Annotated in this window: 12 protein-coding genes; 5 read left to right on the top strand and 7 right to left on the bottom strand. The window is 59.6% G+C overall.

Going from position 1 to position 14,409, the window contains the following annotated elements; translation table 11 throughout:
* Positions 1-48: 48 nt before the first annotated feature.
* Entirely contained in the window at positions 49-831 is a 783-nt protein-coding gene (locus AB4N43_RS11245) for a class I SAM-dependent methyltransferase (protein ID WP_027924956.1), read from the top strand.
* Between the two features lie 118 nt (positions 832-949).
* Here AB4N43_RS11245 and AB4N43_RS11240 read toward each other — a convergent pair whose 3' ends face one another.
* The gene (locus AB4N43_RS11240) at positions 950-1,594 is read right to left on the bottom strand and encodes a TetR/AcrR family transcriptional regulator (protein ID WP_027924957.1); all 645 of its coding nucleotides are present in this window, start codon (positions 1,592-1,594) and stop codon (positions 950-952) included.
* A 93-nt stretch (positions 1,595-1,687) separates the two neighbouring features.
* Here AB4N43_RS11240 and AB4N43_RS11235 point away from each other — a divergent pair, with 93 nt between their 5' ends.
* The 3 genes from AB4N43_RS11235 to AB4N43_RS11225 all read left to right on the top strand — a co-directional run bounded on the left by AB4N43_RS11235 (position 1,688) and on the right by AB4N43_RS11225 (position 7,323).
* Positions 1,688-2,788, top strand: coding sequence for an efflux RND transporter periplasmic adaptor subunit (locus tag AB4N43_RS11235; protein ID WP_027924958.1), 1,101 nt, complete (start codon positions 1,688-1,690; stop codon positions 2,786-2,788).
* A gap of 6 nt (positions 2,789-2,794) precedes the next feature.
* A complete protein-coding gene (locus AB4N43_RS11230; RefSeq protein ID WP_027924959.1) occupies positions 2,795-5,860 on the top strand; it encodes an efflux RND transporter permease subunit in 3,066 nt (1,021 codons plus the stop codon).
* Positions 5,861-5,955: 95 nt separating this feature from the next.
* Positions 5,956-7,323, top strand: coding sequence for a Fic family protein (locus tag AB4N43_RS11225; RefSeq protein ID WP_460154028.1), 1,368 nt, complete (start codon positions 5,956-5,958; stop codon positions 7,321-7,323).
* Between the two features lie 64 nt (positions 7,324-7,387).
* Here AB4N43_RS11225 and AB4N43_RS11220 read toward each other — a convergent pair whose 3' ends face one another.
* The 3 genes from AB4N43_RS11220 to plsB form a co-directional block, all read right to left on the bottom strand.
* Positions 7,388-8,077: a DUF4197 domain-containing protein gene (locus AB4N43_RS11220; protein WP_027924961.1), complete on the bottom strand. Its 690-nt coding sequence runs from the start codon at positions 8,075-8,077 to the stop codon at positions 7,388-7,390.
* 40 nt (positions 8,078-8,117) lie between these two features.
* Positions 8,118-8,720, bottom strand: a complete 603-nt coding sequence (locus tag AB4N43_RS11215) for a hypothetical protein (RefSeq protein WP_050590220.1) — start codon at positions 8,718-8,720, stop codon at positions 8,118-8,120.
* Between the two features lie 114 nt (positions 8,721-8,834).
* Positions 8,835-11,318 carry a glycerol-3-phosphate 1-O-acyltransferase PlsB gene (gene plsB / locus AB4N43_RS11210; RefSeq protein WP_027924962.1) on the bottom strand — a complete coding sequence of 828 codons (2,484 nt, stop codon included), beginning with the start codon at positions 11,316-11,318 and terminating at the stop codon, positions 8,835-8,837.
* A gap of 165 nt (positions 11,319-11,483) precedes the next feature.
* Between plsB and AB4N43_RS11205 the strand changes: the two genes are divergently transcribed.
* The gene (locus AB4N43_RS11205) at positions 11,484-11,693 is read left to right on the top strand and encodes a cold-shock protein (RefSeq protein WP_010462862.1); all 210 of its coding nucleotides are present in this window, start codon (positions 11,484-11,486) and stop codon (positions 11,691-11,693) included.
* Between the two features lie 135 nt (positions 11,694-11,828).
* On the opposite strand, the gene AB4N43_RS11200 is transcribed toward AB4N43_RS11205, so the two are convergent.
* From AB4N43_RS11200 to dapE, 3 genes are all read right to left on the bottom strand, one after another.
* A complete protein-coding gene (locus AB4N43_RS11200) occupies positions 11,829-12,206 on the bottom strand; it encodes a hypothetical protein (RefSeq protein WP_007947690.1) in 378 nt (125 codons plus the stop codon).
* 84 nt (positions 12,207-12,290) lie between these two features.
* Positions 12,291-13,100: a putative RNA methyltransferase gene (locus tag AB4N43_RS11195; RefSeq protein ID WP_027924963.1), complete on the bottom strand. Its 810-nt coding sequence runs from the start codon at positions 13,098-13,100 to the stop codon at positions 12,291-12,293.
* Positions 13,100-14,251, bottom strand: coding sequence for a succinyl-diaminopimelate desuccinylase (gene dapE / locus AB4N43_RS11190; RefSeq protein WP_027924964.1), 1,152 nt, complete (start codon positions 14,249-14,251; stop codon positions 13,100-13,102). The genes AB4N43_RS11195 and dapE overlap by 1 nt, the downstream gene beginning before the upstream one ends.
* Positions 14,252-14,409 lie beyond the last annotated feature (158 nt).

Genomic DNA, 14,409 nt, shown 5'->3' with positions numbered 1-14,409 from the left:
GTTATCGGCCGTTTTTGCCGATCATTAATTTTTTGAGCGTGTTTTCCGATGATTGATCAACCGGCAGTTTGCCGCATCCATGTCGAGGCCCTGGGCACGACCTTTCAGCCCCAGGCCGAGCAATGGGCCGAGCGCCTGGGCTTGCCGTTGCAGGTGGATGATGGCGAGTTCGCCTTGCAGGTCGGCGAGCAAGGTTTGCAGCTGCAACAACTCGGGGCGGATGCGCCGGGGCCGGTGCGGGTGGACTTCGTCGAAGGCGGGGCGGCGCATCGCCGGTTGTTCGGTGGCGGCACGGGACAGATGATCGCCAAGGCTGTTGGCATCGCGCAGGGCGTGCGTCCGCGTGTTCTGGATGCCACGGCGGGCCTCGGCAAGGATGCGTTCGTGCTGGCGAGCCTGGGCTGCGAGATGAGCCTGATCGAGCGTCAGCCGCTGATCGGCGCCCTGCTGGAGGATGGCCTGGCGCGCGGCGCGGAAGATTTCGACGTGGCTCCCATCGTGGCGCGCATGCGTTTGCTCAAGGGCAATTCGATTGAAGTGATGCGTAACTGGGAGGGTGAGCCGCCGCAGGTGATCTACCTCGACCCGATGTTTCCCCATCGCGAGAAAACCGCGTTGGTGAAGAAGGAAATGCGCTTGTTCCGGCCGTTGGTGGGCGATGACCCGGATGCGCCGGCGTTGTTGGAGGCCGCATTGGCGTTGGCCAGCCACCGGGTAGTGGTCAAGCGGCCGCGCAAGGCGCCGTGCATTGCAGGGCCGAAGCCGAGTCATGCGCTGGACGGGAAATCCAGCCGGTATGACATTTATCCGAAGAAAGCGCTCAAGCCCTGAGACCGAGTCGCTCCCATCGCGAGCAAGCTCGCTCCCACATTGGATCTGTGCAACGCCAGAGATCCTCTGTGGGAGCGAGCTTGCTCGCGATGGGGCCAGACCAGTCACCCCATTTCTATCAGGCTGTCTGCGGCCGATAAGCCCGCATAAACAACCCCACCACTTCCTGCACATGGTCTTCGGCCGCCTCCCCGGTCACCGGCCCGCCGCAGCCATACAGCAACCGAAAATTGCCCCCACCCTTGAGCAAGCAGAAGAAATGCTCAGCCGCATTACGCGGTTTATCAATGCTCAGCACACCGCTTTGATCAACCTTGGTCAGCAACCGCTCCATGCCATCCAGCATGCGTTGCGGCCCGGCCTCGAAAAAGATCAGCGAGAGTTTCGGGTCCTGGCTGCCGAGGGTGATCATCAGGCGGTGCAGGTTCACGGATTCGTCGCTGTTGATCAGCTGATGAAAGCCGTGCGCGATATTCAGCAGCACCGTTTCAACCGCAACCCCATCCGCCAGTTCGAAAAACAGCGGCGGCAGTTGCTCTTCGCACTTGGCGACCACGGCGGCGGAGAACAGCGTTTCCTTGTCGTTGAAGTGGCTGTAGACCGTCAGCTTGGACACGCCCGCCTCAGCCGCCACGGCATCCATGCTGGTGTTCGCGTAACCCTTGCTCACAAACAGAATTTTAGCCGCATCGAGGATGGCCTGGCGCTTGGCCAGATCCTTGGGGCGGCCCGGACCGCTGGGTGCTGAAAGATTGTTCGACATATTCCGCTTTAATACTGGACTGGTGAGTTTGCTATTAATACCATACTGCTCAGTATAATTATTCCAAGCACCATTAGCGAAAGGTCGTTCACCATGTTCCGCTATGCCTTGTCCCTCGCGTTGCCAGTCAGTCTGGCGTTTTTTTTGACGGCGTGTGGTCACGAAGAGGCGCCGCAAGTCACCCTTCGTCCGGCCATGGTGGTCCAGCCAGAGCCTTCGGCGCAGGCGATGGAAAGCTATCCCGGTGAAGTGCGGGCTCGCTATGAACCGGATCTGGCGTTTCGCATTGGCGGCAAAGTCAGCCGACGACTGGTCGAGGAAGGGCAGCGCGTCAAGGCTGACCAGCCTCTGGCCGAGCTCGACCCTCAAGACGTACGCCTGCAACTGGAAGCCACCCGCGCGCAGGTCGCCGCCGCCGAGGCCAATCTGAGCCTGGTGCGCACCGAGCGGGATCGCTACAAGACCCTGATGGACCGTCAGATGGTCAGCCATTCGCAGTACGACAATGCCGAAAACCTTTACCGGTCCGGTGAAGCCCGCCTCAAGCAAATCAAAGCCGAATTCAATGTCTCGACCAATCAGGCGAGCTACGCGGTACTGCGCGCGCCCCAGGATGGCGTCGTGGCCAAGCGGGCCGTGGAAGTCGGGCAAGTGGTGGCCGCCGGGCAAACCGTGTTCACCCTCGCCACCGATGGCGAACGTGAAGTGCTGATCAGCCTGCCGGAACAGAGTTTCGGCCGCTTCAAGGTCGGTCAGCCCGTGTCGGTAGAACTCTGGACCCAACCGGATCAGCGCTTCGCCGGCCGCATCCGCGAACTGTCGCCCGCCGCCGATCCAAAATCGCGCACCTTCGCCGCCCGCATCGCGTTTACCGCCGGCAAAGTCCCGGCGGAGCTTGGCCAAAGCGCCCGGGTGTTTATCCAGACGGCAGAAACCATCGCGCTGTCGGTGCCGTTATCGGCGGTCACCGCGGAAAACGGCGCGACCTATGTGTGGGTGCTCGGGGCCAACAACACCCTGAAAAAAGCCCCGGTGCGGGTCGGTCCGTTCGGCGAGAAAACCGTGACTGTGCTCGAAGGCCTGAACGCCAGCGACTGGGTAGTGGCCGCCGGTGTCCATGTGCTTCACGACGGGCAGCAAGTGCGTCCGGTGGATCGCTCCAACCGCGTGGTCAATCTGGCGGACAAGGAGTAATTCCCGATGCGCTTCAACCTTTCCGAATGGGCGTTGCGTAATCGCCAGATCGTACTGTTCCTGATGCTCTTGCTGGCCGTCGTCGGTGCGCTTTCCTACACCAAGCTCGGTCAAAGCGAAGACCCGCCGTTTACTTTCAAGGCCATGGTGATTCGTACCAACTGGCCGGGGGCTACGGCTCAAGAAGTGTCGCGTCAGGTCACTGAACGCATCGAAAAGAAACTGATGGAAACCGGCGAGTACGAGCGCATCGTCTCGTTCTCCCGTCCGGGTGAGTCCCAGGTCACCTTTGTCGCGCGCGATGCCATGCATTCCAAGGACATTCCCGAACTCTGGTATCAGGTCCGCAAGAAGATCAGCGACATCCGCTACACCTTGCCGCCGGGCATTCAGGGGCCGTTTTTCAACGATGAGTTCGGCACCACCTTCGGCAACATCTACGCCCTGACCGGCGACGGTTTTGATTACGCGGTGTTGAAGGACTACGCCGACCGCATTCAGATCCAGCTGCAACGGGTCAAGGATGTGGGCAAGGTCGACTTGCTCGGGCTGCAGGACGAGAAGATCTGGATCGAGCTGTCCAACGTCAAACTCGCCACCCTTGGCTTGCCATTGGCCGCCGTGCAGCAAGCGCTTGAAGAACAGAATGCGGTGTCGACGGCCGGGTTCTTCGAAACCACCAGTGAGCGATTGCAGCTACGGGTCTCGGGGAATTTTCAGACGGTCGATGAGATCAAGAACTTCCCGATTCGCGTCGGTGATCGCACGTTCCGCATTTCCGATGTGGCCGACGTTCGCCGCGGTTTTAACGATCCTCCCGCACCGCGTATGCGCTTCATGGCCGAAAATGCTATCGGTCTGGCCGTGGCGATGAAGGATGGCGGCGACATTCTGGTGCTGGGTGAGGCACTGGAAAAAGAGTTCGACCGCATCCAGAACAACCTCCCCGCCGGGATGCAATTGCGCAAAGTGTCGGACCAGCCCGCCGCGGTGAAAACCGGGGTCGGCGAATTCATTCAGGTGCTGGTCGAAGCCTTGGCGATTGTGTTGCTGGTGAGCTTCTTCTCACTTGGCATGCGCACTGGCATGGTGGTCGCACTGGCGATTCCGCTGGTGCTGGCAATGACCTTTGCCTGCATGTATTACCTCGGCATCGGCCTGCACAAGATTTCCCTCGGCGCGCTGGTGCTGGCGCTGGGCCTGCTAGTGGACGACGCGATCATCGCCGTGGAAATGATGGCGATCAAAATGGAGCAGGGCTTCGACCGTATCAAGGCAGCCAGTTATGCCTGGACCAGTACGGCGTTCCCGATGCTCACCGGTACGCTGATCACCGCCGCCGGCTTCCTGCCGATTGCTACCGCGCAATCGAGCACCGGCGAATACACCCGCTCGATCTTCCAGGTGGTGACCATCGCGCTGCTGGCCTCGTGGGTCGCTGCGGTAGTGTTTGTGCCGTACCTGGGGGAAAAACTCCTGCCGGATCTGGCGAAAATTCATGCGGCGAAACACGGCACGGATCAGCCCGACCCTTACGGCACGCCGTTCTATGAGCGGGTCAGACGTTTGGTGGAATGGTGCGTACGGCGACGCAAAACGGTGATCGTGCTGACGATCATGATGTTTGTTGCCTCGGTCATGCTGTTCCGTTTCGTGCCGCAACAGTTTTTCCCGGCGTCGGGGCGGCTGGAGCTGATGGTCGATCTGAAACTGGCCGAAGGCGCCTCCCTGAGCAACACCGCCGACGAAGTCAAACGCCTGGAAGCCTTGCTGAAGGACCGCGCCGGTATCGACAACTATGTGGCCTACGTCGGCACCGGTTCACCGCGTTTCTACCTGCCACTGGATCAGCAACTGCCGGCGGCGAGCTTCGCGCAAGTGGTGGTCCTGGCCAAGACCATCGAGGATCGCGAAAGCCTGCGCACCTGGCTGATCGAAACCCTCAACGAACAATTCCCGGCCCTGCGTGGGCGGGTCACGCGTCTTGAAAACGGGCCTCCAGTAGGCTATCCGGTGCAGTTCCGGGTGACCGGCGAGCACATCGACGAAGTCCGCGCCCTGGCCCGTAAAGTGGCGGCCAAGGTTCGCGAGAATCCGCACGTTGCCAACGTCCACCTGGACTGGGAAGAACCGAGCAAAGTGGTGTACCTGAACGTCGATCAGGACCGCGCCCGAGCGCTGGGCGTGAGCACGGCGAACCTGTCGAAGTTCCTGCAAAGTTCCCTGACCGGTTCCAGCGTCAGCCAGTACCGCGAAGACAACGAGTTGATCGAAATCCTGCTGCGCGGCACCTTGCACGAACGCACCGAACTGTCGTTGCTGCCTAGCCTGGCCGTGCCGACCGACAATGGCCGCAGCGTTGCACTGTCGCAGATCGCGACGCTGGAATACGGCTTCGAAGAAGGCATCATCTGGCACCGTAATCGCCTGCCCAACGTCACCATTCGCGCCGACATCTATGGCAAGGAACAACCTGCCACGCTGGTGCAGCAGATCATGCCGACGCTCGATCCGATTCGCGCCGAATTGCCGGACGGCTACTTGCTGGACGTCGGCGGCACGGTCGAAGATTCCGCCCGTGGACAGAACTCGGTGAAGGCCGGTGTGCCGCTGTTCATCGTGGTGGTGTTGACGTTGCTGATGCTGCAACTGCGCAGCTTCTCGCGCACGGTGATGGTGTTCCTCACCGCGCCGCTGGGGCTGATCGGCGTGACCTTGTTCCTGTTGGTTTTTCGCCAGCCGTTCGGTTTTGTCGCGATGCTGGGGACCATTGCGCTGTCCGGGATGATCATGCGTAACTCGGTGATTCTGGTGGACCAGATCGAGCAGGACATCGCGGCAGGTCTCAAGCCCTGGCAGGCGATTATCGAGGCGACCGTGCGCCGCTTCCGCCCGATTGTGTTGACTGCATTGGCGGCGGTACTGGCGATGATTCCGTTGTCACGCAGTGTGTTCTTCGGGCCGATGGCGGTGGCGATCATGGGCGGTCTGATCGTGGCGACGGCGTTGACGTTGCTGTTCTTGCCGGCGTTGTATGCGGCGTGGTTCAGGGTGAAGAAAGAGCCGGTCTGACTTCCTACATGTATTTCAGAATCCTCTGATGTTGAGTCAGAGGACTCTGAATGCTGTACTCACGACTCAGTTTTACGAGTATTGAGACAGTCGTCATGAAGAGGCCACCGGTTGTAACGGGCAGGACCGATCCGGTGTTCGACCTGTTGATGAAATTCCCCCACAAGGAACGCCTCCCTGACTACCTGGCCCTGCTGAAGCCGCTGGATGATCAGGGGCGCTACCTTCCATTTGATGAATTGCGTTACCGCTGGGCGCCGGGGCTGGATTCCAGAGTGTGCTGGGCCTTGGTCAAAAAGGCCCGGACAACACAATATTCCTGCCTTCTGCCCTTGGGCGAACCGGTCCAGTGGTGCAACTTCGTGCTGACGCCATTGGCGCAGAAAGCCATTTCGGCAGTCGATCGGCAAACCACCCCCGCTGCGCTGGAATACATGACCAACCAGATCGATGAGCGCGCGCATTTCAGCTATCTGCTCAATGACCTGATCGAAGACGAAGCCATCAGCAGCAGCCAACTCGAAGGCGCTGCCACCACCACGCGGGTGGCAAAGGACATGCTTAAGCGCCATCGCCTGCCGCGTACACCCGATGAGCGAATGGTCATTGGCAACTATCAGATGATGAACTTTGCCTGGGAAAAGCGTTATGAACCACTGAGTGTGGAACTCATCACTGCAATGCACCGTGTTGGCGTCGAGGGTATTGATGACGCGCAGTATTCGCCGGGTGAATTCAGAGGCAACGATGATGTGGTGGTGCAGGACGGTGAGGGCAACACCGTGCATACACCGCCGCCCGCCGCAGGGCTGGTGTCACGCTTGCAGGTGCTGACGAAGTGGATCAATCAGTCCCACAACGATATCAATTGTGAGGACTACCTCCATCCGCTGATGAAAGGCATCGCGCTGCATTTTGCCTTGGGTTACGAGCATCCTTTCCGCGATGGCAATGGTCGTGTTGCGCGGGCGCTGTTTTACTGGTTCATGTTCAAGAATGATTTCTCGGCATTTCGCTACATCGCGATCAGCGTGTTGTTGCGCAACGCACCCGTGAAATACGGGCGGTCGTATTTGAATACCGAGGCCGATGAGCTGGACCTGACTTACTTCATTGATTTCCAGTGTTCGGTGGTCCTGCGGGCCGTCAGCGGTTTTACCGAGGTCTATCGCAAGCGTCTGGCCTACGCCGAGCGCTTTGATCGCTGGTTGATGGCGTCCGGCTTTTTCGACCAGCTCACCGAGAAGCAACGCGCCGTTTATCAAGTGGCCAAGAGCGGGATGGCCAAGGAGTTCACCGCCGTCAATGTGAAGGAAAATCTCGACTGTTCTTACAACACGGCTTCGGCGACCTTGAACGGGCTGGTTGATCTGAAGGTGTTCGAGAAACGGAAGATGGGCCGCGAGTGGGTATTCTTTTTACGGGCGGCCCCCGTTACACCATCCATCATCGAGGCCGTTTAAATGAAAAGCCCGCTGAAGTCGTAAAGGTCAGCGGGCTTTTTCTACAGGGTTCAGGCGCTCGGAATTACAACGTTCCAAACACCTTTTTCGCCAGACTGGTCGCCGCTGCCGCGGGGTTCTGGCGAATGGTTTCTTCCTGTTTGCCGATCATCTCGAACAAACCGTTCAGGGCTTGCTCGGTCACGTAGTTTTCGACGTTGGCGTTCTTGGCATCCAGCACACCCATGGTCGCCGCCTGACCGGCGAACGTGTTGTATTGCTTGGCCAGGCCGACCTGATCAGTGGCTTGCTTCACAATCGGCAGGAACTTCGTGCGGATCTGTTCGCGACTGGTTTTGTTCAGGTATTGAGTGGCCGAGTCATTGCCGCCGCTGAGGATGCCCTTGGCATCTTCCACACTCATTTTCTTCACCGCGTCCACGAGGATCGGCTGGGCCTGGGTCACGGCAGTTTCAGCCGCTTTGTTCATGCTGGCTTCCAGTTCGTCGACCTGATCGCCCATGCCGAACTGCTTCATCTTGCCGGCGACCTTGCCGAGTTTGCCCGGCAAACCGATTTTCACCTCAGGGTTGTTGCTGAAGCCACCCGGTGTGCCGAGTTGTTTGACCGCCAGTTGTGCACCTTGGGTCAGGGCATCCTTGAGGCCGCCAGTGGCATCTTTTTGCGACAGGTCGTTGAGCGACAGCGCCAGTGCGCTGGCAGAGATCATCAGGCCTGCGCAGAGGCCGGCGAAGCGAAGGGTAGGGCGGAACATGACAGCTTCCTTGTTCGGTTTATTGTGAGCGTGAAGGTTATCAGGCTTTGCTGAAGGGTTTTAATACAACAGAACCGGGATAGACTTCGATTGAGTTGCGGTATCCATTTTCAATCGCCGTCAGGGTATAGCGTTTACCTGGCACAACAGTGTTCGGATCGTATTCCAGATAAAACGCCTCTGCCATTTGTTCACTGATATGCACTTGAGTCAGTTGCAACGTCGCATTGTCGTGCTCATGGGCAACAATGGTCACTGCGTGTTCAGGCGCCACCGCTTGAGGTTCTTGCGCCTGGATGTAGAGGCGACCGATCGGGCTCAGGTGCAGTGTTTGGCGGTGTGGTGCGCGGTGAACAACAATGAAGTGGTCCAGATCAATCAACAGCGGCACACCGTTGTGGGTCATGCTGACATTCACGCGGTATTTGACGCTGACATCGGAATAACTGTGCGCAAACGTAAAGTTCCAGCGGCCGCTGTACAGCAACGGTTTACGGGATTGCGCCACTTTAATGAGAGCCTGAGTGTTTGCCGTATAAACGCTTATATAAGTCTCGGCCTCGCCACCGTCAGGGGGTATAAAGTCTTCAGGCAAACTCAATGTCAGGGTGATGTAGTGGGTGGGGTTATCTAATGAGTTCATCGTGATATCCATATCGTGGTGGGGTACTTGAAGGGATCTATTAATCCATAATCGGACAACTATAAGAACGTCCCTGTTCTTATAGTTGTTGTCAGGGCGTTACTGACGATCCCACTAAGCCTGATCCGCCGCATCTTCACTGCGATGCAACGCTACCTGACGGATCGACAAGCGAATCTCCGCCGGCAACACCCGTTTGGCCGCGCCTTCGGCCAGTTCGCCGAGCAATTCGTGATAGCTCAACTTGCCGGCTTCGTCGCGCTTGAGCACCTCGAGGTCCAGCATCGTCTGGATGAAGTGACGGAACAGGCTCTTGTCGAAGAATTCCGGGGCGTTCAGGCCATGGAGGATCGACAGGCGCTGGGCCATGACCGTGCACAAGTCTTCCAGCTCCTCGGCGCTGATGCTGTTCTGGCCGCTGTTGAGCAGCAGGGACACGGTCATGTAGAAGCGCTGCAAGGTCTGGGCGATGCTCTTGGACAGCAAGGTCAGCAGCACAAAATGCCGTGAGCTGGGTGCCGGGCGCAGGTAGACATCGTTTTCGAAGCGCAGCAGGCCTTGTTCGACAAACGCTTGCAGCCATTGGTCGATCACGGCGTCCAGTTCATCCATGGACCAGCGAATGAACAGTTCCGATTGCAGGTACGGATACAGTGCGCGGGTGTAACGCAGGATCTGGTCGCGGTTCATGCGCGAAGCGCTCTGGAAAAAACTCGCGAGCAGTGCCGGCAACGCAAAAATATGCAGTACGTTGTTGCGGTAGTAGGTCATCAGGACGGCGTTCTGCTCGTCCAGGTACAAAATTTTGCCCAAGGCATCGCTCTGCTCGGACAGCAGGTCCATGTCCTTCACATGCTCGATCAGCGCACGACCGTCACCTTCCGGTAGCGTGGTGTGCGGCGAATACGGAACCTTGCGCAGCAGTGCCAGATATAGATCGAGCACCCGCGCCATGGCGCGATCATCCAGCGCCAGACGGCTGGTGGACAGCAACGCCAGCGCCACCAGATTCACCGGGTTGATCGCTGCCGCTTCGTTGAGATGCTGTGCGACTTTATCGCCGAGGCGGTTAGTCGTTTCGTTGAGCCAGGCCGGTTTGAATTGCGGGCCGAGTTCCTGTTGGCGCCAGTCCGGCTGTTCGCTGTCGAGGAACTCCGCCAGTTTGATCGGCTCGCCGAAGTTCACCGCCACCTGGCCGAAGCGCTGCTTGAGCGCGCCGATGACCTTGAAAATATCGAAGATCGACTCTTTCTTCTTGGTCGCACCACGCAGTTCACCGAGGTAGGTCCGGCCTTCCAATACGCGCTCGTAACCGATGTACACCGGCACAAACACGATGGGCATGCGCGACGAACGCAGGAAGCTGCGCAGGGTAATCGCGAGCATCCCGGTTTTCGGTTGCAACATGCGCCCGGTGCGCGAGCGGCCACCCTCGACGAAGTATTCGACCGGGAAACCTTTGGTAAACAAGGTGTGCAGGTACTCGTTGAACACGGAGGTGTACAGCGGGTTGCCCTTGAAGGTGCGGCGCATGAAGAACGCACCACCGCGACGCAGCAGGCCGCCGATCCCCGGCATGTTGAGGTTGATCCCGGCGGCGATGTGCGGCGGGGTCAGGCCATTGCGGAACAGCAGATAGGACAGCAACAGGTAGTCGATGTGGCTGCGGTGGCAGGGCACGTAGATCACTTCGTAACCCGGGGCGACCTTTTGCACGCCTTCGATGTTGTTGACCTTGATGCCGTCGTAAATCTTGTTCCAGAACCAGCTCAACACCACTTCCATGAAGCGGATTGCGGTGTAGGTGTAGTCGGAGGCTATCTCGTTGCCGTAGCGCAGGGCCTGGGCCTTGGCTTTCTCCGGGGAGATGTTCTCGCGCTCGGCTTCGTCGAGGATCGCTTGCTTGACCAGTGGCTGGTTGAGCAAGCCCTTGACCAGATTGCGCCGGTGGGAAATGTCCGGGCCGATGACGGCGGCTTTGAGGTTGCGGAAGTGCACCCGCAGGATCCGCTGGGCCATGCGCACGGTGCGCTCGTGGCCCTTGTTGTGATCGATCAGCTCGCGCAGGTGAATCGGCGCGGAAAACTGCACGCGGGTCTTGCGTCCGAGCACGATGATACTCAGCAAGCGACGCAGGCGACCGGTGACCGCCCAGCTGTCGGCGAAGAGCAATTTCCATGGGCTCGATTCGCTGTCCGGCGACTGGCCCCAGAACACGCTGACCGGAATGATCTGCGCGTCTTCGGCGGCATTCTGGCTCAGGGCACTGACCAGGCGAGTCAGGGTGGGCGGCGCGCCGCGTTTGTCCTGACGGCCGAGCCAGTCGGGCTCTGGCGTGAGGTAAAAGAACGCGGCGGGTTCCACCAGGTTACCCACTGAAACCGGCAACACCGGGCGAGGCAGGCCGGCCTTGCTGCATTCGGTGTCGACCACGGCGAGGTCGGTCAGCGAAGGGTTTTGCAGGACGTAGAACACCGGACGACTGCGGTCGAGGTTGAGGGTAAACGACGACTGGTTGATCGTCTCCGAGCGAACCCAGAGATACAACAGTCGGCGCAGGGTGCCAAACACAAGACGGCGGAACGGGGAACGGGTCATACGGCTTCTGCATGAGTGAATAAAACCGAGCGTTTGCTCGGGTGGGCGATAGTGTGCCGTATTCACCGAAAATCGGCAAAAAAGCGGCTAAGTAAAGTGAGTTGAGAGTTTTGACGGCTGTCATATACTCGGCCGTTCAAAATAAAAACAAGGGGGTACTGATTCATGGCTACGCGCGAAACCGGCAACGTGAAGTGGTTCAACGACGCCAAGGGCTACGGCTTTATTCAACGCGAGGACGGGGTGGACGTGTTCGTGCATTACCGCGCGATTCGCGGCGAAGGGCACCGTTCGCTGGCTGAAGGCCAGCAGGTTGAATACGCCGTGGTGACCGGCGAGAAAGGGCTGCAGGCTGAGGACGTTGTAGGTTTGTAAACCCGATCTTCAGATCACCCAGAACCACTGTGGGAGCGAGCTTGCTCGCGATGACTGACTGACATTCAACATTGATGTTGGCTGACAGGGCCCCATCGCGAGCAAGCTCGCTCCCACAGGTTTTGTGTGCTGGTTTTAAGCAGTTTTCCAGGTGATTTCTTCTTCACCGTCAGCGCTGATACGCATCCAGCGATCCGCTGTCTCTTCACCTTCTTCCTCGACCCACGTACCCGGCGCGCAACGCACTTCGACGTTCAGCGCGGCAAAGGCTGCGCGGGCGCAGGCAATGTCGTCTTCCCATGGGGTCTGGTCGCTGTCCAGAAACAGGCTGTTCCATTTGCCCACGGCTTTTGGCAACCAGGTCACCGGCACGTTGCCGGCCTTGCACTTGTATGTCTGGCCTTTCTGAACCCAGTCGGTGCACGGGCCCAACGCAGTGCCGAGCCAGGCCGCGATGGCCTTGTAGTCGACGTCGGCGTCTTTCAGGTAAATCTCGATATCGGGTTGGCGCATGGATGTCCTCACTGCGGGTCTGAAAAATCCATTCGCGGATTTAGCCGGCCTCAAGCCGTTGCTCAAGACCAAAAAATTAAGGGTTTATTGAAGAACGAAGTAATCGTAGCGCATCGACACAGTGACCTCGAACGGCTCGGCCTGTTCGATGACCGCTGCGCGGCGTTCGGCACTGGCGCGCCAGCCGTGGGGCGTCATGGCCAGCAGGTTCGCGCGGTCCTGACCCTCTGCAAGCGTCAGTTTGAATTCCAGGGTTTCACTGTGCGCCAACGCCATGCCGTCCGGCACCAGGGCCAGATGCTTGTCGTCGGTGTATTCGCGGACTTCGTCGTACAGCCGCTCGCGTAACTCCATCAGATGGCCGCTGGTCGGCCCGACTTTCATCAAGCCGCCACCGGGGCTGAGCAGGCGTTTGGCTTCTTCCCAATCCAATGGGCTGAAGACGCTGGCGAGAAACTGGCAACTGCCGGAAGCCAACGGCACCCGCGCCATGCTGGCAATCAACCAGGTCAGCTGCGGGTTGCGTTTGCAGGCGCGTTTGACCGCTTCGCGGGAGATGTCCAGCGCGTAACCGTCGGCATTGGGCAAGGCCTCGGCGATTTGCGCGGTGTAGTAACCCTCGCCACAGCCGATGTCCAGCCAGCGCTGTGGCGCATAGTGCGCCGCCAGTTCCGCCAGACGCTTGGCCACCGGCGCGTAGTGGCCGGCGTTCAGGAAATCGCGGCGGGCTTCGACCATGGCCAGGTTATCCCCAGGGTCGCGGCTGTTTTTGTGCTGCACCGGCAACAGGTTCAGGTAACCCTGGCGCGCGCGGTCGAACCGATGCCCGGCGGGGCAGGCCACGCCGTTGTCCACCGCGTTCAGCGGTTCACTGCAGATCGGGCAAGCGAGCATCAGGCGAGCAACTTGATCAGGGTCTGGTAGTAGATTTCGGTCAGCACGTCGAGGTCGGCGGCCAGTACACGCTCGTTGACCTGGTGGATCGTGGCGTTGACCGGGCCCAGTTCAACCACTTGCGTGCCCATGGTCGCGATGAAGCGACCGTCGGAGGTGCCACCGCTGGTGGACGCCTTGGTGTCGCGGCCGGTGATGTCCTTGATGCTCGACGCCACGGCATCCAGCAACGCCCCCGGCTCGGTCAGGAACGGCAGACCGGACAGCGCCCAGTCGATGTGCCAGTCCAGGCCATGCTTGTCGAGGATGTCGGCGACGCGTTTTTGCAGGCCTTCAACGGTGGATTCGGTGGAGAAGCGGAAGTTGAACACCGCCACCAGGTCGCCCGGGATCACGTTGGTCGCGCCGGTGCCGGAATTGACGTTGGAGATCTGGAAACTGGTCGGCGGGAAGAAATCGTTGCCGTGGTCCCAATGCTCGGCGGCCAATTCGGCCAGGGCCGGGGCAGCGAGGTGGATCGGGTTCTTGGCGAGGTGCGGATAGGCCACGTGGCCCTGAACACCACGAACGGTCAGCTTGGCACCGAGGGAGCCGCGACGGCCGTTCTTGACCACGTCGCCTACCAGCGTGGTGCTCGACGGTTCGCCGACGATGCACCAGTCCAGACGTTCCTTACGCGCGGCGAGGCGTTCAACCACCGCCTTGGTGCCGTGGTGCGCCGGGCCTTCTTCGTCGCTGGTGATCAGGAAAGCGACCTTGCCCTTGTGGTCCGGGTAATCGGCAACGAAGCGCTCGGCGGCCACGGTCATCGATGCCAGGCTGCCCTTCATGTCCGCCGCGCCACGGCCGCAGAGCATGCCGTGTTCGTCGATCAGCGCATTGAACGGGTCGATCTGCCAGGCCGTCACCGGACCAGTCGGCACCACGTCGGTGTGACCGGCGAAGCACAGCACCGGGCCGTCATGTTTGCCGTGGGTCGCCCAGAAGTTATCCACATCTTCGATGCGCATCGGTTCCAGCATGAAACCGGCATCGCCCAGGCGCTGCATCATCTGCTTCTGGCAATCGGCGTCGACCGGCGTCACGGACGGACGGCGGATCAGGTCGATGGCGAGTTGAAGGGTCGGCGAAAGGTCGGCGTGGGCCGTCATGGAAAACTCCGGAAGCTAATTGTGTAGGAGCAGAATTTGCTCGCGATGAACGATGATGAGGTCTTTCTGTTACACCGAGTCGCATCAATCGCGAGCAAGCTTTGCTCCTACAGGAATTGGTGCTGGGCGCGCAAAATGGCGGTTATCTTAAAGCAAAA

Source organism: Pseudomonas sp. S2_B07, from assembly GCF_054668435.1.
The sequence above is the reverse complement of the archived record's forward strand: the minus strand, read 5'-3'. Positions and strand labels throughout refer to the sequence as shown.